The organism is Halolamina sp. C58 (assembly GCF_051195095.1).
In the GTDB taxonomy this organism is placed as follows: Archaea; Halobacteriota; Halobacteria; order Halobacteriales; family Haloferacaceae; genus Halolamina.
Window position 1 is genome coordinate 1,630,835 of record NZ_JBNTJY010000001.1, and the last position, 24,880, is coordinate 1,655,714.

Consider the following 24,880-nt stretch of genomic DNA (forward strand, 5'->3'; position numbering starts at 1 on the left):
AACGCGAGCGCATGGAACGACGGAAAGTCGCGGGCGTCGGCCTGCTGGTCGCCGGCCTGCTGAGCTACGGCGTCGGGATCTACGTCCCCTACCCCGGTCGGGCGTTCTCGCTGCCGGCGGTGATGGTGGGGATCGTGCTCGTGGCGACGGGGGGCGACCCGGAGGCGGCGCCGTGACGCTCCAAGCGGTCGTCTACACGGACACGGGCGTCGAGGAGTACGACGACGTGGGCGCGGCCGTCGACGCCCCGGGCGAGACGTGGATCCACGCCTCCGCGGGTGAACGATCGGATCTGGACGCGATCCGGGAGCGGTTCGACATCCACCCGCTGGCCGTCGAGGACGCGCTCGACGAGAACACCCGGCCGAAGACCGAGGAGTACGGGGATCACACGTTCGTCCTGCTGAAGACCACGCGGCTGAGCCAGCGCGACGACGTGGCGTTCGGCAAGGAGATCCACACCCAGTCGGTGGGGCTGTTCGTCGGCGACGGCTGGCTGGTGACGATCGCGCCGCCGGACCTCGAACTGGTCGCGCCGACGGCGCCCGCCTGGACCCGTGACAGCAGCCGCGTCGCCGACCGCGGCGCGGACTTCCTCGCCTACCGCGTGCTCGACGCGATCGTCGACGACTACTTCGACGTGCTCGACGAGATCGAGACCGACATCGAGGCCGTCGAGGAGCGGGTGCTACAGGACCCGGAGCCGGAGATCCTCGAGGAACTCAACGGCGTCCGCCGGGACCTGCTCGCGTTCCGGAAGGTCGCGTGGCCCGCCCGCGAGGCGGTCTCCTCGCTCGCCCGCGGCGACGTGCCACAGGTGGCCGAGAGCAACGAGAAGTACTTCCGGGACGTCTCCGACCACCTCGTCCAAGTGGTGGACCTGATCGAGACGTACCGCGACCTGACCGGGGGCTCGCGGGACATCTACCTCAACGCCGTCTCCCAGTCGACCAACGACGTGATGAAGACGCTGACCGTGGTCGCGACCATCTTCATCCCGCTGACGTTCGTCGTCGGCGTCTACGGGATGAACTTCGCGGGCACGCCGTTCGCGATGCCGGAGTTGGGCTGGACGTACGGCTACCCGGCGACGATGCTGGGGATGACGCTCGTAGCGGCGCTGCTGCTCGGGCACTTCCGCCGGCAGGGGTGGCTCTGAGGGGTCGACGCGGTCCCGCGTTCGAGGTTTCCCGTGAGGCCCGCTCGACGGCGCGTGAACGGTCGTACCCGGCGATCGCCGCGACCGAACCCCTCTTGATCCCGCGCCGATCAGGCTTCCGTAGTGGCACTGATCGACATCTTCGTCTCGGCCATCCTGCCGATCGTCCTGATCGCGGGGGTCGGGTTCACCCTCGGCCGGGCGAAAGACGTGGAGCCCGGGCCGCTCAACACGGCGACGGTGTACGTGCTCGCGCCGGCGCTGGTGCTCCACAGCCTGCTCGACACGGGGCTGGGCGGGGAGACGCTGCTCCGCCTCGCCGCGGCGGTCACCGCGTTCACGCTGGGGATGGCGGCGGTAGTCGAGCTCTCGGGTCGGCTACTGGGCGTCGACGACGCGACGCTGTCGGCGCTGGTGCTCGTCTCGACGTTCCCCAACGCGGGCAACTACGGCATCCCCGTCAGCGACTTCGCGTTCGGCAGCGTCGGCCGGGGGGTGGCGGTGCTGTACGTCGCCGCGCAGTCGGTGTTGATGTACACCGTCGGCGTGTACGTCGCCTCCCGCGGCGGCGGGAGCGCGGGGCTGGGCGCGCTCAAGCGCGTGTTCCGCATCCCGCTGATCTACGCGGTCGCCGCGGGGCTGCTCATGCGAGCGCTGGGGCTCGTGCCCGCGGGCGGCTCGACCGCGATGGAGACGCTGCGGCTGGTCGGCGACGCCTCGATCCCCGTGATGCTGCTGATCCTCGGGATCCAACTGGCGAACACCGACTTCGGCGCCGCGCCGTTCCAGATCGGCGTCGCGAGCGCGGGAAAGATGGTCGTCGCGCCGGCGGTGGCCGTCGGGGTCGCCCTGCTCGTCGGCTTCGAGGAGCCGACCGTCGCCCGGACGTTCGTGCTGGAGTCGGCGATGCCCGCGGCGGTGACGCCGCTGGTCCTCCTGATCGAGTTCGCCGACGACGTGGAGGTCGGCGGCGTCAGCGCGCCGGAGTTCGTCTCGACCGCTGTGGCGGCGACGACGCTTTTGTCGGTGCCGGTGCTGACGGTGCTGATCTCGGTGCTGCAGTCCGGTGCGATCGTGTAGTTGTGTCTCCTCGCCGCCTCCCCACGCCGGCGAGATCAGTCGTCGCCCGTCACGGCTGACAGCGTGCCGTGACGCGCTAATCGCCCTCGCCGCCTCTCCGTGCCGGCGAGATCAGTCGTCGCTCTGCCGGGGGACGTTCCGCCCCGGCGACACCGGCGCCGAGTCGACGACCGCCGACTTCCACGTCCCGCGGGAGAGCCACGCGACGGCGGCGATCGCACCGACGATGTCGCCCAGCGCGACGGCTGTCCAGACGCCGGTCGGCCCCCACCCCAGCGGGAACGCGAGCAGGTACGTCGCCGGGAGGCGGACGACCCACAGCGCGAGCAGCGAGAGCGCCAGCGCGGTCGTGGTGTTGCCCGCGCCGCGGAACGTCCCCATCGCGACCTGGAACACGCCGAAGAACACGAACGCGACGCTCGCGATCCGGAGGTACGTCGCGGCGTGATCGATCGTCGCGACCGCTCCCGCCGTCGTCGCGGGGAGGAACACCGCGACGATCGGCTCCGGGACCAGTGCGACGACGACCGCCACGACCGAGAGCACGGCGACGACCAGCCCCGTGCCGAGTTTCACCGCCCGGGTCGCGCGCTCGGGCTCGGCGGCGCCGAGGTTCTGCCCGACCGCGGTGTCCATCGCCTGTGAGAGCCCCATCGCGGGCAGCGTCACCACCGAGATCAGGCGGTTCCCGAGACCGTAGGCGGCGACGACCGCCGGCGGGAACGTCGCGACCATCGCGGTGGCGGCGACCATCGCGAGCGCGGTGCCGGACTGCTCCAGCGCGGTCGGCACGCCGAGTTCGACGATCTGTCGGACCGGGCCCGGCTTCGGGATCAGGTCCCGGGGGTCGATCGTCGGGCCGAGATCGGTGCCGAACAGCACGTACAGCCCGGCGACCGTCGCGATCGCGCGGGAGGTGACGGTCGCGATCGCGGCGCCCTCGACGCCCAGCGCCGGGAACGCCCACCAGCCGAAGATCAGGAACGGGTCGAGCGCGACGTTGACGACGACGGAGACCACCATCACCACCAGCGGCGTGCGCGTGTCGCCGGCGCCGCGCATCAGCGCCGAGAACACGAAGAAGCCGAACAGCGCGGGCGAGCCGAGGAAGAACACCCGCATGTACTCGGCGGCGTGGGGGACGACCCGCTCGGCGGTCGCGGGGTCGGCCGGCAACAACGCGAGCAGCGGCCCCGTCGCGAGGAAGCCGACCGCGCCGACGACGACCGAGACGATGCCGACGAAGCCGAGCGTCTGTCCCGCGATCCGTCCGGCCGCGCGGTCGCCGCCCGCACCGGTGTGCTGGGCGACGAGGATCGCGCCCGCCGCGGTGAAGCCGCCGCCGATCGAGATCACGAGAAAGACGAGCGGAAAGGCGAGGCTGAGCGCGCCGACGGCGTCGGCGGAGAGCCGGCCCAGCCAGATCGTGTCGACGAGGTTGTAGGCGACCTGCAGGAGCTGGATCGCCACCAGCGGCCACGCCAGCGCGAGCAGCGGCCGGAGCAGCGGTCCCCGCGTGAGCGAGGAGCGTTCGGCGTGCGGAGGGGAACTCATTACGTATCGAAGGTCGCGGGGGGTCTTGAACTCGCGCAACAGTGGGTAGCACGGTACATCCGACGGACTCGTTCCGTGGCGGAGCAGCATCGAACCGCCTCCGTTTATTCCGTTGGGTAGCGAAGGGGCAACCATGACCATCGGCTTCATCGGCGGATCGGGCATCTACGAGGCGCTGCCGCTGCACAACACCCGCGAAGTGACGGTCCAGACGCCGTACGGCTCGCCGTCCTCGGCGGTCACCATCGGCGAGTTCGGCGAGACCGGCCGGGAGGTCGCGTTCCTCCCGCGGCACGGCCCGGACCACCAGCACTCGCCGACGAACCTCCCCTATCGCGCGAACATCTACGCGCTGAAGCAGGTGGGCGTGACGCATGTGCTCGCGACGAACGCGGTCGGCAGCCTGCGGGAGGATCTCCCGCCGCGGACGCTCGTCGTGCCGGACCAGATCTACGACCGGACCAAACACCGCGAGCTCTCCTTCTTCGGCGACGGGATCGTGGTCCACCAGCCGTTCGCACAGCCGTACTGCCCGGCGATGGTCGACCACCTCGCGACCGCGGCCGAGGCCGTCGACACCGACGCGGGCGTCGAGGAGGGCGGGACGTACGTCTGCATCGAGGGGCCGCAGTACTCCACGAAGGCCGAGTCGGAGTTCTACCGCGAGCAGGGGTGGGACGTCGTCGGGATGACCGCGATCCCGGAGGCGAAGCTGGCCCGGGAGGCGGAGATGTGCTACGCGACGCTCGCGGGCGTCACCGACTACGACGTGTGGAAGGAGGACCACGAGGTGACGCTGCAGGAGGTGCTCCAGAACGCCGAGGCCAACGAGGAGGCGATCAAGGCCGCGATCGAGGAGGCGATCCGCACGTTCCCCGAGGGCCACGAGTGCGACTGTCACAGCTCGCTGGAGGGGACGATCAACACGCCGACGGAGGCGATCCCGGAGGAGACCCGCGAGCGCGTCGACCTGTTCGTCGGGGAGTATCTGGACGACTGAGGCGGTTTTCGCTCGCTTTTTCGGCGAGATTGGTTCGAACGGTAACGGTAGCACGCTTCAGCAACAGCAACAGCACCTCGTTCGTAGACCACTTGCGACCGCAGTGTGCCGGGCACGAGGCCCGGCACAGCGCCGATTCCCCACCCCTCCCCCCGCGCTCGCCGTCCGTTGGCGAGCGCGAGGCGTCCACCGCCACTGCACCGCTGTGGCGGTCGGCGCGAAGCGCGAGCGGCTCCGTCCGCGAGTCGAGCGCGAGGGATGACTGACCGAGTGAAACGAGGGAAGGAGTCGGCTGGGGAGGGGGCGAGGCGGGAAAACGCGACCAACGGGAGCGGAAAACCGCCTCGAAGCGAGCGGCGAACGGAGTGAGCCGCGAGCGATGTGGACTGTGCGGGGCGGTGCGGTCGCAAGTGGTCAGGCTCACTCCGCGGTCCTGTTCGCAGTCTAAATACCGAATTCTGGGATGCCGTCGACGCCCGTCAAAACGAAAAAGCAACGCTCCACCCGAGAAAGGCGTCTCCGTCAGCGAAGCTCCCTAATCGTCGTCCACGTCCACGTCGGCCTGCGCGTGCCGTTCCTGTGCGCGCTCGATGAACTCCTCGGGGAGTTCGTCGATCTCGCCGGCCTGCACGCCCCAGAGGTGGGCGTAGAGGCCGTCCTCCGCGATCAGTTCCTCGTGGGTGCCGCGTTCGGCGACCTGCCCGTCCTCCAGCACGAGGATCTGGTCGGCGTCCTTGATCGTCGACAGCCGGTGGGCGATCGCGAACGTCGTGCGGTCCTCGGTCAGCTTGTCGATGGAGCGCTGGATCAGCATCTCCGTCTCCGTGTCGACGTCGGAGGTCGCCTCGTCGAGCACGAGGATCTCCGGATCCTTCAGGATCGCCCGGGCGATCGAGAGCCGCTGGCGCTGCCCGCCCGACAGTTTGACGCCGCGCTCCCCGATTTCGGTCTCGTAGCCGTCGGGGAGGTTCATGATGAACTCGTGGGCCTCCGCGGCTTTGGCGGCCTCGACGACCTCCTCGTGGTCGGCGTCGAACGTACCGTACTCGATGTTGTCCGACACCGTCCCGTAGAACATGAACGTGTCCTGGGAGACGTAGCCGAGCTTCTGCCGGAGCGAGGGGATCGTCACGTCGCGGATGTCCTGGTGGTCGATCTCGATCGACCCCTCGTCGACGTCGTACATCCGCAGCAGGAGCTTGAGCACCGTCGACTTCCCGGCGCCCGTCGGGCCGACCAGCGCGAGCGTGTCGCCGCCGTCGACCTCGAAGTTGATGTCCTCGACGATGGTCTCCGCCTCGTCGTAGCCGAACGTCACGTCGTCGTACTCGACGCGGCCCTCGGTGACCTCCAGCTCCTCGGCGTCGGGATCCTCGACGATCCGGGACGGCGTGTCCATCAGCCCGAACATGCGGGCACTGGAGGCGCGAGCGCGCTGGTACATGTTGATGATCGAGCCGAACTGCGCCATCGGCCAGATGAACCGCTGGGTGTAGAGGATGAAGGAGGCGAACGTCCCGGCCCGCAGCGTCTCCTGCCCGCCGGTGATCCACAGCGGCGCCTCGCCGAGCACCCAGAGCCCGCCGACCGCGAACGTGATCACGAAGCCGATGCCCGCGATCACCCGCAGCGCGGGGAAGAACTTGATCCGGGTCTCGATGGCGTCCCAGTTGGCGTCGAAGTACTCCTGGGAGACGTCGTCGACGCGGTCGGACTCGAAGCGCTCGGTGTTGAACGTCTTGATCACCTTGATGCCGCCGAGGTTGTTCTCCAGCCGGCTGTTGAGGTGGCCGACCGTCTTGCGCACGTCGGCGTACTTGGGCTGGATGACGTCGATGAACTTCCAGGTGATGACGGCGATGATCGGCACGGGGAGCAGCGACACCACCGCGAGTCGGGGGTTCATCCAGAACATGATCGCCGCGATGCCGAGCACCATCACCGAGAGCCGGAACATGGAGTTCATCCCCTCGTTGAGGAACCGCTCGAGGCGGTTCACGTCGTTCGAGAGGATGGACATCATCTCGCCGGTCTGCTTCTCGGCGAAGAAGTCCATGTTCAGCCGCTGCATCTTGTCGTACGTGTCCGTCCGGACCTCGTGCTGGATGTTCTGTGCGAAGGAGTTCCAGCCCCAGTTTCGGATCCAGTGGAACGCCGAGCCGCCGAAGAAGGCGAACGCGAGGATGCCGATACTGAACCAGAACTGTTCGATGGTCCCGTCGGGGATGACGCTCTGGGGGACCAGCGGCAGGTCGTACGGGGCCTCGTCGCGGAACACCGCGTCGATCGCGATCCCGAGGATCAGCGGCGGGAGCAGGTCGAGCACGCGGGCGACGACGCTACCGAAGAAGCCGACGACGAAGTAGAAGGCGTTCGGCAAGCCGTACTCCTCGAAGAGGCGTCGCATGGGGTTATCCGTCTTCTGACGGATATCCTCGAAGGGGTCGTCTTCGTCAGCGGGGTGTGACATTCGTTACTCACTGGGACGCGAGGATCACTCAAAAACCTTTACGAATCGAAACACGTCGTTCGGAAGCAACGCGGCGGAATTCACCGGTATCGGTCGAGCGATCCCGGGAAGAAAGTAGTTTCCGGTAGTGTGGGTCGCGTGGACGAGACTCACAGCGTGCGTCCTTCGACGCTCGGGTCGACGCCGGCGGCGTCGAGATCCTCGCGGATCCGCGCGCGAAGCGGGTCGGGAACGGTGTCACGACCGACCGGGACCGCCGTCTCGCCGTCGCCTTTCACCCGCCAGTAGAGGACGCAGTCGCTGGGCGCGTAGTACTCGACGCTGTAGCGGTCGCCGTCGCCGCGGTAGTGCACGCGGGCGGCGAACGCCTCGGCGACCCACCCCTCGCGGTCGGCCAGCGCGTCGACCGCGTCGGACTCGCTCACGCGTCGGCCTCCGTGGTCGCGGCGGTTCGGTTCTCCTCGGGAATCACGACGCGGTCGCCGACCTCGATCCCGTGCTCGGTCGTGTACTCGTAGGGGATCTCGACGACGTACTTCCCGTACCCCTCGTAGGTGGGGCTCTCCTCGCCCGTCGGCGGCACCTCGGCGTGGTGAATCGTGGTGATCGTCCCGTTCTCGGCGACGAACACCATGTCGATGGGGAACGCCATGTCCCACATCACGTAGCCGTGAGTCGCCTCGCGGGGGTGGACGAACAGCATGCCCTCGTCCGGGCCGAGCGACTCGTGATCGCTCAGGCCGGTGTAGCGCTCGTCCCACGTGTCGGAGACGTTCACCGAGACGGTGGCGAGTTCGGTGCCGTTCTCGCCGTCGACGAAGGTGACGGTCGTCTGCTCGGTGTCGTCGAGGAGGACGTACGCGCCGGCGCCGACGGCGACGAGGACGACGAGGACCGCGAGCAGGGAGCGGTTTCGCACAGGTACGACGTGGGGTTACGGGGTGCTAAGCGTTGCGCCGGAGAGCGAAATCGTTATTCGCGCGGCTCCGGTGTGTTCGCGTGCGGGCTCGTGGTCTAGTGGTTATGACGCTTCCCTTACAAGGAAGAGGCCGGTGGTTCAAATCCGCCCGAGCCCACTTCTGATTCCTCGCAACGACGAGCGCCAGCGAGGAGTCCGTGGAATCGAAGTGGGCGAGAAGGATTTGAACCAGGGAGCGGGAGGTGAGCGAGCGCAGCGAGCACGTCCGACCGTGGTTCCAAATCCGCCCGAACCTCTCAATCGACCAACTGCACCGCCCAACAGACCTATTGGTGGCGGGAATCACCCCCGAGTGAGGCCACTCGGCCGAGCAAGCACCAATGAACCGGAAACACGTCGCGATCGCGGTGCTCGTCGTCGTGATCGCGCTGGGAGGGGTCGCTGCCGCGCTGGTGACCGGGTTCGGCCCGGCCCCCGGCGGCGACGAGGGGAGCGCAGGACCGTCGACGCCGTACGAGAACACGGTCGTCGTCGAGGACACCGAAGCGAGCGGCGGCGACGGCGGCAGCGACGGCAGCGGCGGCGCGGCCGCGACGGAGGCGCCACAGCCGTTCACCTTCGTGATCGAGGAGATCACCGAGTGCGGCCGGACGTGCCGGGACGTGAACGGCACGATCACGAATCAGCAGGACCAGACCGCCGAGGACGTGACGGTCCGGTCGGAGATCTACACCGACGGCGACATGATCTGGAGCGGGAGCTCGGAGGCCGGCGATCTCGCGCCGGGCGAGACGTTCAACGACCAGAAGCGCGTCGACCTCAGCTACTCCGAGGCGTACAAAGTCCAGCAGAACGACGGACAGATCGTGATCAGAACGTACGTCGAGACCGCCGACGCGACGTACGTGTTCAAGCAGACGCGCACCGTCGCCTGATCGTCGCCGGCTCGCGGTTTTTCGAAATCCTTAATGCCGGATCGGGCGTTCGTCCGACTGCGCCGCCTTAGCTCAGACTGGGAGAGCACTCGACTGAAGATCGAGCTGTCCCCCGTTCAAATCGGGGAGGCGGCATGTTTCGAGACGGTGAGCGGAGCGAACCGTCGAGAAAACGACGCCGAGCCGATTTGAGCACGGAAGTCGCAGCGCGCGAACGCAGTGAGCGCGACCGTCTTCCGGCGTTCAAATCGGGGAGGCGGCATACTCCTCTACGCGAATCACATTCGACAGCGACGACTGAAGATCGGGCTGTCCCCCTCCCCGCGAGCGAAGCGAGCGGGGGCACGGAAGTCGCAGCGCGCGAACGAAGTGAGCACGACCGGCTTCCGGCGTTCAAATCGGGGAGGCGGCATACTTCTCCACGCGAACCGACCCGCCAGCGGCGACCAAACAGTTAACAGACCGCTCCGAACAGTACGACCGAGACGATGGCCCAGTGCGTCCACACGTTCACGCCGGAGTACCCCGAGTTCCGCGACTACGACCACAAGGGGGACGACGAGGCGGGACAGTACCGCTGGCTCTTGGACGAGAGCGTCCCCGGCGTCGAGGACGGGACGTGGTCCTGCCCCCACGACGCGGTGCCGGGCCACGAGAAGTGTCCGTTCCACCTCCCCGTCGCGGAGCGACCGCCGGAGCTCGACGCGACCGCGGCGTTCCTCGACGCGGTGGCGGCGGCGGGCGAGCTCGAGAGCCGGGAAGCGCGGCGACGACGGGTACAGTTCGTCGACGCGACGTTCGAGGCGTTCGACATCGCCGGCGAGGTGCTCGACGCCGGCACGAGCCACTACATCAACCTCTCTCACGCCGACATCGCCGGCGCCGACCTCCGGGACACCGTCGTCCGGCAGCCGATCCGGTTCGCCCACGCGACGTTCGAGGGGCCGTCCAGCTTCCGCGACGCGGTGTTCGACGGCAACGTCGGGATGCGCGACGCGACGTTCACGGGGCCGGCGCGGTTCCGCGGCGCGACGTTCCGGCGACCGTTCAACGTGAAACACGGGACGTTCGAGGACGACGCGTGGTTCTGGTACACCGTGTTCCGCCGGCACGCGATCTTCCGGGATACGGAGTTCCGGGCGTACGCCTACTTCCGCGGCGTCGACTTCGACAACTACGCCCGGTTCTCGCAGGCCCACTTCCACGACGAGGCGTGGTTCAAGCTCGGGGAGTTCGGCGACGACGCCGACTTCATCGACGCGCAGTTCGACGGGCCACACAGCTTCGTCGACGCGGAGTTCGAGCGCACGACCGACTTCTCCGGCGTGAACGCGGGCGGGTCGATGGATCTCTCCGGCACCCATTTAGAGAACCTCCAGATGACCCCCGATCGGGTCGAGGGCGACCCGCAGTACGTCGACCTCTCCGAGAGCGTCGTCGAGGCGGGCGAGTTGGGCCAGCCGAACGAGGGGAAGATCCTCTACGACGCCGAGCGGGCGACGCTGGGCGACGTGGCGGTCACCACGCCGGATTCGGAGCCGGTGATCGAACACGTCAGGCTGGTCGCGACCACGTTCGACGGGTTCGAGTTCGAGAGCGACGACATGGACCCGCAGGTCGCGGGCTGGCGGATCCACGAGGTGTTCGACGAGTCGGTGCTGCCCGAGGAGCGACGCGGCCCCCTCCCGCCGGAGACGCTCCGGGAGACGTACCTCAACGCGAAAAACGGCGCGAAACAGGTCGGAAACACCACCGCAGTCGGGCAGTTCTACTACAAGGAGATGACGTACCGCCGTCACCGCCTCGCGGAGCTCGTGCGGTCCGGGCGCGGCGACGGGCTCCGAACCGTCTTCGACTGGCTCCGGAACGCCACGCTGATGGCCGTGACCGGCTACGGCGAGTACCCACTGCGCATCGTCGGCTCCTCGATCGCCGTCGTGCTCGGTTTCGCCGGGCTGTACGACCAGCTGGGGGCGGGCGAAACGTCCGCCATCGAGGCCGTGTTGTTCAGCTTTCAGAGCTTCATCACGTTCATCGTCGGCACGCCGCCCCAGGAGACCACGCGGCTCGTCGCCGTCGCGAGCATCGTCGAGGGGTTCACCGGCGCGTTCTTCGTCGCACTGTTCGTCTACGCCTTCACCCGGCGCCTCACCCGGTGAACGGCGAGGTCGACCCCGCGGACGACCCGCCGTCGGCGCCTGCCGACCCGGATACCGGGAGAGTTTTTTGTCGACCCCGCGACCGATAGCGACGATGCCCTCCACACGCAGGCGGCTGCTCGCCGGCATCGGCGCCGGCGGCGCGACAGTCCTCGCCGGCTGTGCCGGCCAGCTTCCGGGAACCGACCCGCGACAGGCGGACACGGTCGAAACCGGCGACGAGCGGGAGCTCGTCTGGCAGTACCCCGCCAGCGAGGTCGAAGCACACGACGACGGCATCGGCTACGCGTCGGTGACGTTCGACGGCGGACAGTCGTCCGAGCCGAGCCCCCCGCCGCTCGCGTTCGAGCTGAACACGACCGTCGGCGGCATCGCCGCGAGCGAGGCGTACACCGACTACGAGGCCGACCGGGCGCGGTTCCGGCTCGGCCCGCCGAGCGAGTACGCCGTCTCCCACCCCTTCGAGATGTGGGTCCAGCCGCCGGGCGGGGGGTTCGACCTCCGGACCGGGTACGACCATCGTCCCGGCCGGCGCGAGCTCGTCGTCGAGCTCCCCGAGATCGGCTCCGGGGGCACGATCACGTTCCCCGTCGTGTTCGATCCGGTCGACGCAGTGCCCGACCGCGTCCACTGCTCGTTCACGGTCGAGGCGTCCGAGCCCGGCGCGTTCGGCGAGACGGTCCGCGCCAGCGGCCGGGGAACGATCGACGTGAGCGGTGCGGGGTCGTCGTGACTCTCGCCGCCGCGGTACCGACCACCGACTGCTCGCAGGCTGACCATCTCCCGACCGAACAGTGACACCCCGAGACCACACCACGACGTGCAGCACAGCCGAGAACCGACAGCTCGCCTACGCCGAGTACGGCGACCCCGACGGTGTTCCCGTCCTCTTCCTCCACGGGACGCCGGGGTCGCGCCGGCTCGGCGAACTGTTCGACGCCGAGGCTCGCGAGTTCGGCGTCCGCCTGCTCGCACCCGACCGGCCGGGGTACGGACGCTCGGAGCCGTGGCCCGATCGCGCCGTCACGGACGCCGGAACGTACCTCGCCGACGTTCTCGACGACGCCGGCGTCGAGTCGGCCGGCGTGATCGGGTTCTCCGGCGGCGGCGCGCACGCGCTGGCGCTCGCGGCGACCCGGCCCGACCGTGTCGAGGGCGTCGATCTCGTCGCCGGGACGACCCCGCCGAGCGTCGCCGCGGAGACGCCGACGCCACAGCGCGTGCTCGCCGGGCTCGCGAGCGCGACGCCGCGACTGCTCGGTGGCCTGTTCCGTGGCCAGGCGTGGCTCGCCGCGCGGCGCGACCCGTCGTTCGTGCTCGCACAGTACACCGACGACCCCGGATCGGTCCCGGCGGACGTCGCGGAGACGGTGAAGGCGGACTTCCTCGACGCGTTCAGCGACTCCCGGTCCGGCGCCGTCACCGAGTTCGCGAACACCGCGACGGCGTGGGGGATCGCGCTCGACGACGTTCGCCCGGACGTTCGCGTTCGACACGGCGACGAGGACACCAACGTCCCGCCGGTGAACGCTCGACGGCTCCACGAGCGCCTCCCGTCGGCCGAACTCCACGTCCTCGACGGAGCCGACCACCTCGGGACGCTGCTGCGGGCCGTACCGGAGGCGCTGACCGCTCACGCGGCGGAAGCGTAACCGCGCCGACCACTCGTCGGGACGCGACGGTCGGGCGGCGAGCGAGCGCCGGGGGGAACGCTCTTGCTGCCGGGGGTCGACACGGGACCGATGAGCGATTCAGACAGCGGGCGAGCGCTGCGGACGGTCATGGGGCTGTTCTACGTCGTCGCCGGCGTGAGCCACTTCCTCGCGCCGCGCGCGTTCGAGCGAGTGGTGCCGCCGCAGTTCCCGCGGCCGGGGGCGCTGGTGTCCCTCTCCGGCGTCGCGGAGATCGTCCTTGGGACCGGCGTGCTGTTCGAGCGAACCCGCCGCCCGTCGGCGTGGGGGATCGTCGCGCTCCTGATCGCCGTGTTTCCGGCGAACGTGTACACCGTGACCGACGACGTGGCGCCCGAACTCGTGCCCGACCAGTTCGACGACGCCGCCCGGCTCGCAGCGTGGCTCCGACTGCCGATGCAAGCCGTTCTGGTGGGCTGGGCGTGGCTGTACACGCGGCCGGACGAGGAGTGACCCCGGGCGCGACAGGCGCCAGAATTATGCCGAAAGCGTGTGAAAGACTATGATGGAATGAGTCTCCAGAACAGCGCCCCTACCAACGTCGACTCGCAGTCCGAAGAGCCCTCGCTCGTCAGTCGGCTCGTCGCGAAGATCCGCCGGCACGTCGAGCGGTGGAGTCGGCGCTACGTGGAGATGCGCGTCGACGCGCGGACGTAGGCCGCGTCGATCGCCCGGATTCCCGGGTTCCGAGAGACTTCTTCACTCCTCGATTCGGACGGTCAGCACGGGGACCGACGACCGCCTGACGACCCGTTCGGCGACGCTGCCGATGAGGTAGTGGTCCAGTCCCGTCCGGCCGTGTGTACCCATCACGATCACGTCCATCCCCGCCGCGTCCGCGTACTCGAGGATCACCTCGTGGGGGACCCCCGACTCAACCACGCGCTCGACCGGGACGGCGTCGGGGAGGATCGCGACGGTGTCGTCGACGGCGGCCTCGGCGCGCTCGCTCTCGGCCTCCTCCCAGACGTCCGGCGCGAGCCCGCTCGAAGGGCTCTCGAATCGGTTCCGGGTGTCGGCGACGGCGAGGACGTGCACCGTCGCGTCGAATCGGTCGGCGATCGCCCCGACGTGGTCGGCGACGGCATCGGCGCCCTCGCTGCCGTCGGTCGGGAGCAGGATGTGGTCGTACACGGTCGGCTCCGAGGGACGGAACGGGGAGAAAGCTTGCGTCCGACGGCGCCGCTCAGACGGCCCCGGTGGCCATCAAAAACAGCGCGACCGCGATGATGCCGAACAGGCCGCCGACGCCCTTCTGGATCAACTCGGTGTCCAGCGCGTTCGAGACGTACGGCGCGATCTGGCCGCCGGTGACCGTCGCGGGGACGGTGAAGACCACCATGTTCCACGGCGTCGACGCGAGGCTGAGCGTGTGGCCGAAGGGGACGAACTGCCCGCCGAAGACGTGGACCAGCGAGGCGATCACCGCCGTCACCGCGACGACGATGTGGTTGGTGCCGATCGCGACCCGGACGGGGACGTTCGTCCGGAGCTGGGAGATGATCCCCAGTTCGCCGATACCGAAGCCGGCGAGCCCCTGGAACACGCCGCCGACGCTGTAGTTCGCGAACCGTTCGAGGTAGCCCGACCACGAGTAGTAGTACGTCTCGCCGGCGCGGTCGACCCGCGTCACGGTTCCGTCGGCTGTCTCGACGCCGGCGTCACCGGGCTTGCCGGCGTCGTCGGGCAGGTCGGACTCGCCGGCGCCGTCGGTGGCGGCCTCGGCGCTGTCGCTCTCACTCGTGGCGTCGGGCTCCTCGTGGCTCAGGTCGGCTTTGAGCATGAGGTAGGCGGCGGCGATGAGCGCCAGCCCCAGCGCCGCGTGGAACAGCGGGTCGGGGATGACAAAGGAGAGCAGCGCCCCGCCGACGACGAACGGCAGACCGCCGAGGACGAGCGTCGCCGCCAGCCGGCGGTCGACGAGCCCGTACTGGATGAACGCGACCGCGGAGCTCGAGAGGCCGAACGACTCGCTGATGAGCCCGACCTTCACGAGCGTCGAGGGGGTGAGCGTCTCCCCCGCGAGCAGCGGGAAGATGAAGATCAGGAACGGGACGAACAGCGCCGAGCCGCTGATCCCGACGGTGTTGACGATCGTGGCCCCGAGCAGGAAGAAGGGGAACAGCCACCAGTACTCCAGCCAGTAGTCGGTGCCGACCCCGGTCGGCGTCGGCGCGGCGAAGAAGACGCCGACGACGAACACCACGGGCGCGGCGAAGACGAACAGGTGCTGGTAGCGGAGGAACGACTTCTGGATCCGTTGAGGTGTACTCTCCGTCATCGTGATCACCGAGGCTGGCTCGTGGCGGTCGCCGGGGTGGCGCCGGCGCTGGTGAACGATCGGGAACAGTCGGCGAGGAAGGGCTGGTCGGACGCCGGTCGGGAGGCAGTGCGACCGGACATCAACCACGCCCCCCGTGGGCGGCGAAGGGTCGAACGGTGTCGCGCTGTCGGCCGTAGAGGTACATGAACGACGGTACCCGTCACGAGGGAAAAACCGTTCCACTCGGCGTCGGTAGCTCTTTGCCGCCGCCACGACCACCGCGGAGTATGCCCGAGTACGGCCCCTACCGGCACCTCGACGCGGTCGTCGCGGACGGCCTCGCGACGCTCACCATCGACCGGCCGGAGACGCACAACGCGCTCAACACCGCCGTCATGCACGACCTCGGTCGGGCGTTCGCCGAGATCGAGAACGACCGCTCGATCGACGCCGTGGTGATCGAGGGGGCGGGCGAGGAGGCGTTCTCCGCCGGCGCCGACCTCGCGGAGTACGCCGGGCCGAGTGCCGAGCACGACCCGACACAGCGCGAGCGACAGGCGCGGTTCCACGAGATATTTCGGGCGCCCCACGACTGTCACGCGCCGGTGATCGCGAAGATCGACGGCTTCTGCGTCGGCGGCGGGCTGGTGCTCGCGCTGTACTGTGACCTCCGGGTCGCGAGCGAGGGCTCGACGTTCGGGCTCCCGACCGCGGCGGTCGGGCTGCTCCCCACCGGCGGCGCGACTCGGCGACTGGTCGACGCCGTCGGCGAGTCGACCGCGAAAGAACTGGTGTTCACCGCCGAGCGCATCGACGCCGACCGCGCCGGGGAGATCGGGCTCCTGACCGACGTAGTTCCCGACGAATCGCTCGACGAGCGCGTCGCGGAGCTCGTGGCGTCGATGGGTGAGGTCGGAACGGAAGCGAGAGAACGGGCGAAGCGGGCGATCAACGCCGCCGTCGCGGCGCCGGATCCCGCGACTGCGCGGGAGCGCGAGGCGTCGCTGTGGTGGGAGCAGTTCGAGAGTACGGAACGCCGGGAGCGCGTCGAGTCGTTCCTCGACGGGTAGGCTTAGTTCTCCGATTCGTCGTCTTCGTCCGCGTCTTCATCCGCGTCTTCGTCCGCGTCTTCGTCCGCGTCGGCGTCCGCGTCTTCATCCGCATCTTCGTCCGCATCTTCGTCCGCGTCGGTGTCGCCGTCGGCAGCAGACTCCTCGTTGTCACCGTCGTCGGCCGATTCCGTCTCGTCGTCCGCCGTCGTTTCCTCGTCGTCCGCCGACTCCGCGTCGTCCGACTCGCCCTCGTCGGGAGCGTCTTCGGCAGACTCCGCATCGCCCTCGCCGTCAGCAGCTTCCTCCTCGTCGGCTTGCTCGGCCTCCTCGTCGGGGGCGTCCGCTTCGACGGCCTCCGTCTCGTCGGCGGCGCCGCCCTCGACCGCCTCGTCGTCGCCCGCCGCCTCGGCCGCCACGGGGCCGGCACCGCGGACGACGCTCTCGCTCGGGGTCTCCTCCTCGTCGACGCCTTCGTAGTCGTACATCAGGTACAGCATTGACCCGATGATGAGCACGAGGAACGCGATCCCGCCGACGTAGGTGAGTATGGGGTCGACCATGCCTCTCCTTTTCCCCGGGGGGACTGTATGTGCTACGGCTTCCGTTGGGAGGCCGTCACGACCCGCGGGACCGTCGGCCATTTGTTCCCCGGCGGCCAACGATCGGTGTGAGCGTGACCACTCTCCACCGACCCGCCCACCGCGACGCGCTGGCGGCGCTGTCGGCGGCGTTCGACCGCGGGGAGCTGGTCACCGTCTTCGGCCGCTGTACCGTCGAGTACGACGGCCGCGCGAGCTCCTCGCTCGGCTCGGGCGACCGCCTGCTGATCCTCAAACCCGACGGGACGGCGCTCGTCCACACCGACGAGCAGCGGACGCCGGTGAACTGGCAGCCGCCGGGGTCGGAGCACCACGCTGCGGTCCGGGACGGCCGCCTGCGCGTGCGCAGCGAGCGCGAGAACCCCGACGAGACGCTCGACGTGCGCTTCGAGCGCGTCGAGCAGGTGTCGGCCCTGCCCGTCACGGGCGGCCGCAGCGTCGACGTGTTCGGCAGCGAGGAGGACCTCCGCCGGCGGATCCTCGAGAACCCCGAGCTGGTGGAGCCCGGGTTCGAGCCCGCGGCCACGGAGCGGGAGACCGCCGCCGGCCCCGTCGACGTGTTCGGCCACGACGACGAGGGACGCCCCGTGATCGTCGAGCTGAAGCGCCGGCGCGTCGGGCCGGACGCCGCGGGGCAGCTCGGCCGCTACGTCGAGGCGCTCTCCCGTGAGCTGCCCGACGGCGTCGACGTTCGCGGCATCCTCGTCGCCCCCTCGGTGACCGACCGCGCGCGGGAGCTGCTGGACGAGAACGGGCTCGCACACGTCGCCGTCGAGCCGCCGGGGGCGGACGCGACGACGGACGGGGGGCCGTCACCGGCCGCCGAGGGCGACGAGCGCTGAGTCGGGCACGCATCGAAGGGTTTAATCGCCGCCTGGGCCTCAGAACAGCCAAGTAGCCATGTCTGACAAGCCCGCCTCCATGTACCGGGAGATCGACAAGCCGTCGTACACCCGGCGAGAGTACATCACCGGTATCCCCGGCTCGAAGATCGCCCAGCACAACATGGGCGACCTGCAGGCAGATCCCGACGACTACCCCGTCAAGATCTCCCTGCGCCCCGAGGAGACGCTGCAGATCCGCCACGGCTCGCTCGAGTCCGCGCGGCTGTCGGCCAACCGCCACCTGATCAAGGAGCTCGGCGAGGGCAACTACAAGATGGTCCTCCGGAAGTTCCCCCACCAGGTGCTCCGCGAGAACAAGCAGGCGACCGGCGCCGGCGCCGACCGTGTCTCCGACGGGATGCGGCAGGCGTTCGGGAAGCCGGTCGGCACCGCTGCCCGCATCGAGCAGGGCGAGAACATCTTCACGGCCTACTGCGAGGTCGATCAGGCCGACGCCGTGAAGGAGGCGTTCCGCCGCGCCTACAACAAGATGTCGCCGCCCTGCCGCATCGTCGTCGAGCGCGGCGAGGACCTGCTCGTCCGATAACCGTCTCGCGGCTACCTGCTGTTCTCCGTTTCGCCCAGCGGCACGGTCAGCGTCCGATCGCTGGCGAACAGCACGAACAACGCGAACAGTGCGAACAGCGCCGGTTCGTTCGCCACGACGCCGAAGACGCCGAGGACGCCCAACACACCCAGTCTGCTGACGGGGACCTCCATACGTGTAGCTCGGTTGTCACGGCTGAAAAGCCGCGGGGTCGTTCCCGACACGTGGGAAGCCGGCGGAGACGAGCGTAGCGCCCTTCTTCCCCCCACCCGAAGCCGCCCGCATGTCCTACCAGCGGCTCGTTCGCCGGCTGGCCGACGGCCCCGGGCCCGCGGTGAGTACGCTCCCGGACGGGAGCGTCGACCGCTACTGTCGGCTCTCGGCGGGCGCGCTCGACCCCGTGGAGCGTCGGCGGACGTTCGTCAGGGAGGCCGAAACCGGCGGCCGCAAGGGGTTCGGACTCGACCCGGCGTTCGTGGAAGCCGGGGGGCAGGCGGTCAACGCCGCCCAGCAGGCCCACGCGCTGGGCGCCGAGGCGACCTGCTACGGCCATCTCGACGACCCCGAACCGGGGCGTGACGTGTTCGCGGATCTCCCCTTCGACACGGTCTCGATGGGGCGGCCGGCGATCGTGAACGTGCTCGACTTCGCGGACGACGATCTGATGCTGGTCGAGGCGTCGCCCGACATCGCCGAGTGGGGGGTCGCCGACCTGCGCGAGGCCGCACCGCTGCCAGCGGTGTTCGGCGCCGACGCGGTCGTCTGCACGAACTGGGTGTCGATGCCGGGGATGGCCGAGGCGTTCCACGAGCTCGGCGACGCGTCGGTCCCGGGCGTCCCGTTCGTGTTCGACCCCGGCGACGTGCTGGGGAGCGACCTCGACGACCACCGCGAACTGCGCGAGTCGCTCCGGGCACTCGGGGGGAGCGTCGACGTGATCCTCTCCGTGAACCGGACCGAACTGACGGCGATCACGGCCGCGCTCCCCGACCCGCCGGCGCCGCCGGTCGACGACGAGGACCGCGTGCTCGCGGTTCGTGACGCGATCGACGCCGCCGCGGTGGTGAAACACGGAAAAGGAGAGGCGCTGGCCGCCACCGACGAGGGGATCGTCCGGGTCGACAACCCCGTCGTCGAGGACCGCCGGCAGATCGGCGGCGGCGACCGCTTCGCCGGCGGGCTGGCGGTCGGCCTCGGCGCGGGCTGGGACTGGTCGACCGCGCTGGCCTGCGGGAACGCGTGTGCGAGCCACTACGTCGCGACCGGCGACACCGCGTCGGCGACAGTTCTCCGGGAGTGGCTCGACGAGCGCGGGATCGCCTAGTCGAGTTCGGCGACCGCGTCGCGCAGCAGCCCGTCGAGGATCTCCGGCGTCGTCGGGTGGAACGCCCGGTCGGGGATCTCACGGGCGTCGAGCCCCATCTCGACGATCACCTGCATCGTTTTGGCCATCACGTCGGCGTGGTAGTGCAGCCCCTGGTAGCCGACGACCGTGCCGTCGCGATCGACCACCAGTTCGGCGAGCCCGCGCGGGGCGTCTTTCGTCTTGAACACGCCGTCGTCGGCCGCCCGGCGACGGGTGACGATCGGGTCGTCGAGCGCCTCGCGGGCGGTCTCGGCGGTGTGGCCGACCCGAGCGTAGGGGTAGACCCCCGCGGCCGTGAACATGACGTGGTGGGGTGTGAACTCGAACGGTTCGAGCGCCTCGCCGCGGGCGTGAGCGAGCACGTTCTCGGCGGCCAGCTGCCCCTGCTCCTTCGCGATGTGGAGCAGCGGCTCCTTCCCGTTCACGTCGCCCGGGAAGAACACCGTCTCCGCGTCGGCGGCCTGCATCGTGTCCGCGACAAACCCGGGCTCGGCGTCGATCCCCGCGGTCTCCAGCCCCAGCCCGTCGACGTTCGGCCGGCGGCCGGTGAACAGGAACAGCTCCTCGGCCTCGATCACGCGCTCGCCGGAGTCGTCCTCGCAAGTGAGCCGGACGCCACCGCTGTCGGTCGGTTCGACGCGCTCCTCGTCGGTTTCCGTCAGGATCTCGACGCCGAACTCCTCGCGGTAGGTCTCCAGAATCTCGTCGCCGAACGCGGGCGGGGCGTCGTCGAGCGGGCGCTCGTCGTGCTCGATCACGGTCAGGTCGACGCCCGCCTCCGCGAGGTAGGGGACCATCTCCAGCCCGACGTAGCCGAAGCCCATCACCACGCCGGAGTCCGGGAGCTCGGTCGCGTCGAGCACGTCCGCGGAGTCCATGTACGCCACGTCGTCGATGCCGGGCAGGTCGGGGACGTTCACCGTGCTCCCGGTACAGACCGCGACGTAGTCGGCGTCGAGCGTCCCCGTCGGCTCGTTCTCGGGGCCGTCCTCGAACAGTTCCACGCGGTCGGCGCCGTCGAGCCGGGCAGTCGCGTGGACGAACTCCACGCCCGGCCGCTCGGCGAGATCGTGGACGTGGCCGCGGCGGTGTTCGGCGAAGCCGAGGACGTGCTCGTCTTTGGTGCCGACGATCGAGTCGAGATCCATCTCGTGGGCGGGGCCGTCGAGGCGGTGGTCGGTGCGGGCCTGATAGCGGTGGGCCGCCGCCGAGAGCACCTCCTTCGAGGGCATACAGCCCCGGAGGATGCAGAGTCCGCCGCCGGGCTCGCCGTCGTCGACGAGCGTGAGGCGGTCGATCTCCTCGCCGACGCGGTCGACGAGCCCGTCGGCGACGGCGACGCCGGCGCTGCCGTAGGCACCGATGATGACGACGTGCATACGCCCCGCGACGGGTGACTGGGTAAAAGAGCTACTTACTCCGTCAGCGGGAGCACGATCCCGAACAGGATCGGGCTGAGGACGAACGCCAGCAGCCCGATCACCGCCGCGACGAGGAACAGCGTCTCCTCCCACGCCGGGACCGACACGTAGTTCTCCGCGACGTAGCCGCCGACCTCGCCCACGAACATGAGGGCGAGGCCGAGCAGGACGCCGCGCTTGACGAACGCCGGATAGTCGATCGATCCGTATCTGCCCATCTCGGATCAGGCGTAGACGCGTTTCGACATACGCCTTTCGGGGCGTACCGCATCTCGATCCCGACGCGTACGCTGTGGGATAGCTTCCGAAGTCGCGGGGACGGCGGCCGAACTCGACGGCGGCGTCGTGTTGGTGGGCCGAGAGCGGTTCGTGGCGCGCCTGCTGGCGCTGGTGAACTGAGCTACTGCGTCTCCATCTCGCGTTCGAGCTCGCGCAGACGCTCGACGCGGTTCTCCGTGGTCGGGTGGGTGCGGAACAGCTTGCCGACGATCCCCGACTTGATCGGGATGACGAAGAACGCGTTCATCTCCGCGCTCTCGCGGAGGTCCTCGTCGGGCACGCGGTCCATGCTGCCGTCGATCGTCAGCAGCGCCGACGCCAGCGCCGACGGCTTGCCCGTGATCGCCGCGCCCCCGCGGTCGGCCGCGTACTCGCGGTAGCGCGAGAGCAGGCGGATCAGCAGGAACGAGATCACCCAGACCGCGAAGGAGGCGACGACCGCGACGAGGACGGGCGCGCCGCCCTCGCGGTTCTGGCCGCCGCCGAACAGGAACCCGAACCGGACGACCATGAACGCCAGCGTCGAGAGGAACGAGGCGATGGTCATCACCATCACGTCGCGGTTCTTGACGTGGGCGAGCTCGTGGGCCAGCACGCCCTCCAGCTCCTCGTCGTCGAGCGTGCGCAGCAGCCCCCGGGTCACGCAGACTGTCGCACTCTTCTTGGATCGGCCGGCCGCGAACGCGTTGGGGACCTGCATATCCGAGACGGCGACGGTCGGCTTGGGCAGATCGGCCTGCTGGCAGAGGCGCTCGATCGTCGCGTGGAGCTCGGGGTACTCCTCGCGGTCGACCTCGCGAGCGCCCATGCTCCGCAGCGCGAGCTTGTCGCTGAAGAAGAACTGGCCGAGCATGAACAGTCCCATCACGCCGACGATCATCGTCGGGCCGGCACCGAGGCTGGCCAGCACGCCGACGAAAACCACGTAGAGGAGGCCGAGCAGCAGCATGGTCCCGCCCATGCGTGCCCGGAGCCCCCAGTCCGCTTTCCACTCCATACCGGTGAATGGACGTTCAGGCGTTTAAACCCCTCCCTGCGGGCCCGCGAGCCGAACCCCTATACGCCCGCCGACGGAGTGGCACCTATGCGACTCGCACGGATCGAGACTGACGACGGCGTCGTCGCCGGGGAGTACGTCGACGGCGCGGTCGAGAGCGACGGGGAGCGCTACGCGGTCGGCGAGGACGGCGAGCTCGCGCCGCCGTGTGACCCCTCCGCGGTCTACTGCATCGGCCGGAACTACGCCGAGACGCTCGAACAGAAGGGGTACGAGCGCCCCGAGCAGCCGACCTTTTTCATCAAGCCGCCGGCGTCGGTGATCCCCCACGGGGAGCCGATCCCGTACCCGAGCTTTTCGGAGGAGGTGACGTACGCGGGCGAGCTCGCGGCCGTGATCGGCGAGCGGTGTCACGACCTGACGCCGGAGGAAGCCGAGGAGGTGGTCCGGGGGTTCACGATCATGAACGACGTGGACGCGCTGGACCAGCCCGGGCTCACCTCGCGGAAGGCGTTCGACGGCTCCGGCCCGCTGGGGCCGTGGATCGAGACGGACGTGGACCCGCGGGGGATCGACATGTACACCGAGATCGACGGAGAGGTCCGGCAGGACGCGAACACGGAGCTGATGCTGTGGGGGCCGTACGAGCTGCTCTCGTTCCTCTCCGAGCGGTTCACGTTCCGGCCCGGCGACGTGGTGGCGTTCGGGAGCCCGGGGAACCCGGGGACGATCGAGCCGGGGAACGAGGTGGAGATCTGGTACGAGGGGGTCGGGACGCTGCGTAATTCGGTTGAGTAGTCGGGGTCGGTCGATGAATATCCACTGGGAGTAATTTTGACGGGAGTGGCTCGATGCTCGACCGCTGGGACACCGACCGCGACAGCAGTTCGATCGCTGGCACCTTGTGACCGCACCGCCCTCACGCCTCCCCAACCGACTCCTTCCCTCGTTCCACTCGGTCAGTCGTCCTCCGAGGGAGCGAAGCTCCCTCGTGCCCTCGCTCGTTCCACTCGCGAGGACCTCGCGCGCTCGGTCGGCGCACGGAGGCGCCGACGCTTCGCGCCCACAGCGACCGCGGTGCGGTGGCGGTGGACGCCTCGCGCCGGCGACCTGTCGCCGTCATCAGAAATCTCCGATTTCTGATTGGCAGACGAGAATCTCCGATTCTCGTCGACGGCCGCGGGGGGAGGGGTGGGGACCCGGCGCTGCGCCGGGCTTCATGCCCGGCGCACTGCGGTCACAAGTGGTCAGCGATCGAACTGCTGTCGCGGTTGCGGTTCCTGCCTGCAATGCTGACTTGACCCCCACAAAACCGACGCACACCACCCCAAACACACAGCGCGGTCCTTATCAGTCCGAACCGACGATTCACCAACAATGAGTAAGTCCGGCGAGTTCTGCCCTCGCTGCGGCGACGACGTGCCCGAGCGCCCCGAGCCACTCCCCGGGGAGCCGCGGGACCGCGACGCCGCACTCTGTGACGCCTGCTACTTCGAGCAGTTCGACCTCGTCGACGCCCCCGACCGCATCGAAGTGCTCGTCTGCTCGCGCTGCGGCGCGGTCCACCGCGGCAACCGCTGGGTCGACGTGGGGGCGAAAGACTACACCGACGTGGCCGTCGACGAGGTCGCCGAAGCGCTCGGCGTCCACCTCAAGGCCGAGCAGGTCCAGTGGGGCGTCGAGCCCGAACAGGTCGACCAGAACACGATCCGCATGCACTGCACGTTCTCGGGGATCGTCCGCGGGACGCCCGTCGAGGAGCAGGTCGTCGTCCCGGTGAAAGTCTCCCGCGGGACGTGCGAGCGCTGTGGCCGCATCTCCGGCGGCTCCTACGCGGGCGAGGTACAGGTCCGCGCCGAGGAGCGCGTCCCTACCAGCGACGAGCGCGAGCGCGCCATCGAGATCGCCAACGAGATGGTCCGGGAACGGGAGGCCGACGGCGACCGCGAAGCGTTCGTCACCGAGGCCAAGGAGGTGAAAGACGGCGCCGACATCAAGCTCTCGACCAACAAGCTGGGCCGCGCGCTCTCGAAGCGCCTCGTCGAGGAGTTCGGCGGCGAGTTCGAGGAGTACGCCACGCTCGTCACCGAGGACTCCGACGGCAACGAGGTGTACCGCGTCACGTTCTCGGTCCGGCTGCCGCGCTACCGCCCGGGCGAGATCATCGACCCCGAGGACGGCGACGGGCCGGTGCTCGTCACCTCCGTCCGCGGGAACCTCAAGGGGATCAGACTCGCCTCGGGCGAGCGCTACGAAGCCCGCTTCGACGAGGGGGACGCCCCCGACGCGCGCCGGCTGGGCGAGCGCGAGGACGCCGTCGAGACCACCGTCGTCGCCGTCGAGGACGAGCACGCGGTGCAGGTGCTCGACCCCGAGACGTTCGAGACGGTGAGCATCCCGCGACCCGACTTCTTCGACACCGACGCCGAGCAGGTGCGGGTGCTGAAGTCCCGCTCGGGGCTGCACATGGTCCCCGACGACGACCCGGCGTAGGGCGAACGCGCG

General features: G+C 69.4%; 27 protein-coding genes and 2 tRNA genes. 18 read left to right on the forward strand and 11 right to left on the reverse strand.

Going from position 1 to position 24,880, the window contains the following annotated elements; genetic code table 11:
• Window positions 1–11 precede the first annotated feature (11 nt).
• From ACQUSM_RS08505 to ACQUSM_RS08515, 3 genes are all read left to right on the forward strand, one after another.
• Complete coding sequence (locus ACQUSM_RS08505) at window positions 12–176, forward strand: hypothetical protein (RefSeq protein WP_435117698.1); 165 nt, start codon at window positions 12–14, stop codon at window positions 174–176.
• The gene (gene corA, locus ACQUSM_RS08510) at window positions 173–1,159 is read left to right on the forward strand and encodes a magnesium/cobalt transporter CorA (protein ID WP_435117700.1); all 987 of its coding nucleotides are present in this window, start codon (window positions 173–175) and stop codon (window positions 1,157–1,159) included. The genes ACQUSM_RS08505 and corA overlap by 4 nt, the downstream gene beginning before the upstream one ends.
• Window positions 1,160–1,282: 123 nt before the next feature.
• Window positions 1,283–2,239 carry an AEC family transporter gene (locus ACQUSM_RS08515; protein WP_435117702.1) on the forward strand — a complete coding sequence of 319 codons (957 nt, stop codon included), beginning with the start codon at window positions 1,283–1,285 and terminating at the stop codon, window positions 2,237–2,239.
• Between the two features lie 111 nt (window positions 2,240–2,350).
• Here ACQUSM_RS08515 and ACQUSM_RS08520 read toward each other — a convergent pair whose 3' ends face one another.
• Window positions 2,351–3,793 (reverse strand): MATE family efflux transporter, encoded by a 1,443-nt coding sequence (locus tag ACQUSM_RS08520; protein ID WP_435117704.1) that lies wholly within the window; start codon window positions 3,791–3,793, stop codon window positions 2,351–2,353.
• Between the two features lie 133 nt (window positions 3,794–3,926).
• Here ACQUSM_RS08520 and mtnP point away from each other — a divergent pair, with 133 nt between their 5' ends.
• Window positions 3,927–4,793 (forward strand): S-methyl-5'-thioadenosine phosphorylase, encoded by an 867-nt coding sequence (gene mtnP, locus ACQUSM_RS08525; protein ID WP_435117706.1) that lies wholly within the window; start codon window positions 3,927–3,929, stop codon window positions 4,791–4,793.
• A gap of 535 nt (window positions 4,794–5,328) precedes the next feature.
• Here mtnP and ACQUSM_RS08530 read toward each other — a convergent pair.
• The 3 genes from ACQUSM_RS08530 to ACQUSM_RS08540 all read right to left on the reverse strand — a co-directional run bounded on the left by ACQUSM_RS08530 (window position 5,329) and on the right by ACQUSM_RS08540 (window position 8,182).
• Complete coding sequence (locus ACQUSM_RS08530; protein ID WP_435117708.1) at window positions 5,329–7,263, reverse strand: ABC transporter ATP-binding protein; 1,935 nt, start codon at window positions 7,261–7,263, stop codon at window positions 5,329–5,331.
• Window positions 7,264–7,412: 149 nt separating this feature from the next.
• Window positions 7,413–7,688, reverse strand: coding sequence for a DUF7538 family protein (locus tag ACQUSM_RS08535; protein ID WP_435117710.1), 276 nt, complete (start codon window positions 7,686–7,688; stop codon window positions 7,413–7,415).
• A complete protein-coding gene (locus ACQUSM_RS08540) occupies window positions 7,685–8,182 on the reverse strand; it encodes a DUF192 domain-containing protein (RefSeq protein ID WP_435117712.1) in 498 nt (165 codons plus the stop codon). Before ACQUSM_RS08540 ends, ACQUSM_RS08535 begins: the two co-directional genes overlap by 4 nt.
• Window positions 8,183–8,266: 84 nt before the next feature.
• Between ACQUSM_RS08540 and ACQUSM_RS08545 the strand changes: the two genes are divergently transcribed.
• The 8 genes from ACQUSM_RS08545 to ACQUSM_RS08580 all read left to right on the forward strand — a co-directional run bounded on the left by ACQUSM_RS08545 (window position 8,267) and on the right by ACQUSM_RS08580 (window position 13,624).
• Window positions 8,267–8,339, forward strand: a tRNA-Val gene (locus tag ACQUSM_RS08545).
• A gap of 223 nt (window positions 8,340–8,562) precedes the next feature.
• The gene (locus ACQUSM_RS08550) at window positions 8,563–9,117 is read left to right on the forward strand and encodes an FxLYD domain-containing protein (protein WP_435117714.1); all 555 of its coding nucleotides are present in this window, start codon (window positions 8,563–8,565) and stop codon (window positions 9,115–9,117) included.
• A gap of 61 nt (window positions 9,118–9,178) precedes the next feature.
• A tRNA-Phe gene (locus tag ACQUSM_RS08555) sits at window positions 9,179–9,252 on the forward strand.
• Window positions 9,253–9,605: 353 nt separating this feature from the next.
• Window positions 9,606–11,276 carry a pentapeptide repeat-containing protein gene (locus ACQUSM_RS08560; RefSeq protein WP_435117716.1) on the forward strand — a complete coding sequence of 557 codons (1,671 nt, stop codon included), beginning with the start codon at window positions 9,606–9,608 and terminating at the stop codon, window positions 11,274–11,276.
• A gap of 94 nt (window positions 11,277–11,370) precedes the next feature.
• Window positions 11,371–12,009, forward strand: coding sequence for a hypothetical protein (locus ACQUSM_RS08565; protein WP_435117718.1), 639 nt, complete (start codon window positions 11,371–11,373; stop codon window positions 12,007–12,009).
• Window positions 12,010–12,070: 61 nt separating this feature from the next.
• A complete protein-coding gene (locus tag ACQUSM_RS08570; RefSeq protein ID WP_435117720.1) occupies window positions 12,071–12,928 on the forward strand; it encodes an alpha/beta fold hydrolase in 858 nt (285 codons plus the stop codon).
• Between the two features lie 90 nt (window positions 12,929–13,018).
• Window positions 13,019–13,420 (forward strand): DoxX family protein, encoded by a 402-nt coding sequence (locus tag ACQUSM_RS08575; RefSeq protein ID WP_435117722.1) that lies wholly within the window; start codon window positions 13,019–13,021, stop codon window positions 13,418–13,420.
• A gap of 57 nt (window positions 13,421–13,477) precedes the next feature.
• On the forward strand, window positions 13,478–13,624 hold the full coding sequence (locus ACQUSM_RS08580) for a hypothetical protein (RefSeq protein ID WP_435117724.1): 147 nt from the start codon (window positions 13,478–13,480) through the stop codon (window positions 13,622–13,624).
• Window positions 13,625–13,666: 42 nt separating this feature from the next.
• Here ACQUSM_RS08580 and ACQUSM_RS08585 read toward each other — a convergent pair whose 3' ends face one another.
• On the reverse strand, window positions 13,667–14,101 hold the full coding sequence (locus tag ACQUSM_RS08585; RefSeq protein ID WP_435117726.1) for a universal stress protein: 435 nt from the start codon (window positions 14,099–14,101) through the stop codon (window positions 13,667–13,669).
• 52 nt (window positions 14,102–14,153) lie between these two features.
• Entirely contained in the window at window positions 14,154–15,248 is a 1,095-nt protein-coding gene (locus ACQUSM_RS08590) for a TSUP family transporter (RefSeq protein WP_435117728.1), read from the reverse strand.
• A 269-nt stretch (window positions 15,249–15,517) separates the two neighbouring features.
• On the opposite strand from ACQUSM_RS08590, the gene ACQUSM_RS08595 reads away from it, so the two are divergent.
• Complete coding sequence (locus ACQUSM_RS08595) at window positions 15,518–16,300, forward strand: enoyl-CoA hydratase/isomerase family protein (protein ID WP_435117730.1); 783 nt, start codon at window positions 15,518–15,520, stop codon at window positions 16,298–16,300.
• 2 nt (window positions 16,301–16,302) lie between these two features.
• Here the strand turns inward: ACQUSM_RS08595 and ACQUSM_RS08600 are convergent, their stop codons facing one another.
• Window positions 16,303–16,842, reverse strand: coding sequence for a hypothetical protein (locus ACQUSM_RS08600; RefSeq protein WP_435117732.1), 540 nt, complete (start codon window positions 16,840–16,842; stop codon window positions 16,303–16,305).
• Window positions 16,843–16,949: 107 nt separating this feature from the next.
• Here ACQUSM_RS08600 and nucS point away from each other — a divergent pair, with 107 nt between their 5' ends.
• Together nucS and ACQUSM_RS08610 are read left to right on the forward strand one after the other, a co-directional pair.
• Window positions 16,950–17,723 (forward strand): endonuclease NucS, encoded by a 774-nt coding sequence (gene nucS / locus ACQUSM_RS08605; RefSeq protein WP_435117734.1) that lies wholly within the window; start codon window positions 16,950–16,952, stop codon window positions 17,721–17,723.
• A 58-nt stretch (window positions 17,724–17,781) separates the two neighbouring features.
• Complete coding sequence (locus tag ACQUSM_RS08610) at window positions 17,782–18,312, forward strand: 50S ribosomal protein L16 (RefSeq protein ID WP_435117736.1); 531 nt, start codon at window positions 17,782–17,784, stop codon at window positions 18,310–18,312.
• A gap of 11 nt (window positions 18,313–18,323) precedes the next feature.
• On the opposite strand, the gene ACQUSM_RS08615 is transcribed toward ACQUSM_RS08610, so the two are convergent.
• Complete coding sequence (locus ACQUSM_RS08615; RefSeq protein WP_435117738.1) at window positions 18,324–18,485, reverse strand: hypothetical protein; 162 nt, start codon at window positions 18,483–18,485, stop codon at window positions 18,324–18,326.
• A gap of 110 nt (window positions 18,486–18,595) precedes the next feature.
• Here ACQUSM_RS08615 and ACQUSM_RS08620 point away from each other — a divergent pair, with 110 nt between their 5' ends.
• Window positions 18,596–19,636: a PfkB family carbohydrate kinase gene (locus ACQUSM_RS08620; protein ID WP_435117741.1), complete on the forward strand. Its 1,041-nt coding sequence runs from the start codon at window positions 18,596–18,598 to the stop codon at window positions 19,634–19,636.
• On the opposite strand, the gene ACQUSM_RS08625 is transcribed toward ACQUSM_RS08620, so the two are convergent.
• From ACQUSM_RS08625 to htpX, 3 genes are all read right to left on the reverse strand, one after another.
• Window positions 19,633–21,057, reverse strand: coding sequence for a dihydrolipoyl dehydrogenase family protein (locus ACQUSM_RS08625; protein ID WP_435117743.1), 1,425 nt, complete (start codon window positions 21,055–21,057; stop codon window positions 19,633–19,635). The two genes, ACQUSM_RS08620 and ACQUSM_RS08625, sit on opposite strands and share 4 nt — an antisense overlap.
• A 35-nt stretch (window positions 21,058–21,092) precedes the next feature.
• Window positions 21,093–21,317, reverse strand: a complete 225-nt coding sequence (locus ACQUSM_RS08630; protein ID WP_435117745.1) for a hypothetical protein — start codon at window positions 21,315–21,317, stop codon at window positions 21,093–21,095.
• Between the two features lie 182 nt (window positions 21,318–21,499).
• Complete coding sequence (htpX, locus tag ACQUSM_RS08635; protein ID WP_435117747.1) at window positions 21,500–22,375, reverse strand: zinc metalloprotease HtpX; 876 nt, start codon at window positions 22,373–22,375, stop codon at window positions 21,500–21,502.
• 87 nt (window positions 22,376–22,462) lie between these two features.
• Here htpX and ACQUSM_RS08640 point away from each other — a divergent pair, with 87 nt between their 5' ends.
• Together ACQUSM_RS08640 and ACQUSM_RS08645 are read left to right on the forward strand one after the other, a co-directional pair.
• The gene (locus ACQUSM_RS08640) at window positions 22,463–23,173 is read left to right on the forward strand and encodes a fumarylacetoacetate hydrolase family protein (RefSeq protein ID WP_435117749.1); all 711 of its coding nucleotides are present in this window, start codon (window positions 22,463–22,465) and stop codon (window positions 23,171–23,173) included.
• A 579-nt stretch (window positions 23,174–23,752) separates the two neighbouring features.
• Entirely contained in the window at window positions 23,753–24,868 is a 1,116-nt protein-coding gene (locus ACQUSM_RS08645) for a 60S ribosomal export protein NMD3 (protein ID WP_435117751.1), read from the forward strand.
• The last annotated feature ends 12 nt before the right edge of the window (window positions 24,869–24,880 follow it).

What these genes read in the sequence shown, in the direction of transcription:
- ACQUSM_RS08645 (WP_435117751.1), top strand. Translation starts at nt 23,753, where the DNA reads ATGAGTAAGTCCGGCGAGTTCTGCCCTCGCTGCGGCGACGACGTGCCC.
- ACQUSM_RS08610 (WP_435117736.1), top strand. Translation starts at nt 17,782, where the DNA reads ATGTCTGACAAGCCCGCCTCCATGTACCGGGAGATCGACAAGCCGTCG.
- ACQUSM_RS08595 (WP_435117730.1), top strand. Translation starts at nt 15,518, where the DNA reads ATGCCCGAGTACGGCCCCTACCGGCACCTCGACGCGGTCGTCGCGGAC.
- ACQUSM_RS08565 (WP_435117718.1), top strand. Translation starts at nt 11,371, where the DNA reads ATGCCCTCCACACGCAGGCGGCTGCTCGCCGGCATCGGCGCCGGCGGC.
- ACQUSM_RS08520 (WP_435117704.1), bottom strand. Translation starts at nt 3,793, where the DNA reads ATGAGTTCCCCTCCGCACGCCGAACGCTCCTCGCTCACGCGGGGACCG.
- ACQUSM_RS08580 (WP_435117724.1), top strand. Translation starts at nt 13,478, where the DNA reads ATGAGTCTCCAGAACAGCGCCCCTACCAACGTCGACTCGCAGTCCGAA.
- ACQUSM_RS08505 (WP_435117698.1), top strand. Translation starts at nt 12, where the DNA reads ATGGAACGACGGAAAGTCGCGGGCGTCGGCCTGCTGGTCGCCGGCCTG.
- ACQUSM_RS08575 (WP_435117722.1), top strand. Translation starts at nt 13,019, where the DNA reads ATGAGCGATTCAGACAGCGGGCGAGCGCTGCGGACGGTCATGGGGCTG.
- ACQUSM_RS08600 (WP_435117732.1), bottom strand. Translation starts at nt 16,842, where the DNA reads ATGGTCGACCCCATACTCACCTACGTCGGCGGGATCGCGTTCCTCGTG.
- htpX (WP_435117747.1), bottom strand. Translation starts at nt 22,375, where the DNA reads ATGGAGTGGAAAGCGGACTGGGGGCTCCGGGCACGCATGGGCGGGACC.
- ACQUSM_RS08615 (WP_435117738.1), bottom strand. Translation starts at nt 18,485, where the DNA reads ATGGAGGTCCCCGTCAGCAGACTGGGTGTGTTGGGCGTCCTCGGCGTC.
- ACQUSM_RS08550 (WP_435117714.1), top strand. Translation starts at nt 8,563, where the DNA reads ATGAACCGGAAACACGTCGCGATCGCGGTGCTCGTCGTCGTGATCGCG.
- mtnP (WP_435117706.1), top strand. Translation starts at nt 3,927, where the DNA reads ATGACCATCGGCTTCATCGGCGGATCGGGCATCTACGAGGCGCTGCCG.
- ACQUSM_RS08530 (WP_435117708.1), bottom strand. Translation starts at nt 7,263, where the DNA reads ATGTCACACCCCGCTGACGAAGACGACCCCTTCGAGGATATCCGTCAG.
- ACQUSM_RS08590 (WP_435117728.1), bottom strand. Translation starts at nt 15,248, where the DNA reads ATGACGGAGAGTACACCTCAACGGATCCAGAAGTCGTTCCTCCGCTAC.
- ACQUSM_RS08620 (WP_435117741.1), top strand. Translation starts at nt 18,596, where the DNA reads ATGTCCTACCAGCGGCTCGTTCGCCGGCTGGCCGACGGCCCCGGGCCC.
- ACQUSM_RS08630 (WP_435117745.1), bottom strand. Translation starts at nt 21,317, where the DNA reads ATGGGCAGATACGGATCGATCGACTATCCGGCGTTCGTCAAGCGCGGC.
- ACQUSM_RS08640 (WP_435117749.1), top strand. Translation starts at nt 22,463, where the DNA reads ATGCGACTCGCACGGATCGAGACTGACGACGGCGTCGTCGCCGGGGAG.
- ACQUSM_RS08625 (WP_435117743.1), bottom strand. Translation starts at nt 21,057, where the DNA reads ATGCACGTCGTCATCATCGGTGCCTACGGCAGCGCCGGCGTCGCCGTC.
- ACQUSM_RS08560 (WP_435117716.1), top strand. Translation starts at nt 9,606, where the DNA reads ATGGCCCAGTGCGTCCACACGTTCACGCCGGAGTACCCCGAGTTCCGC.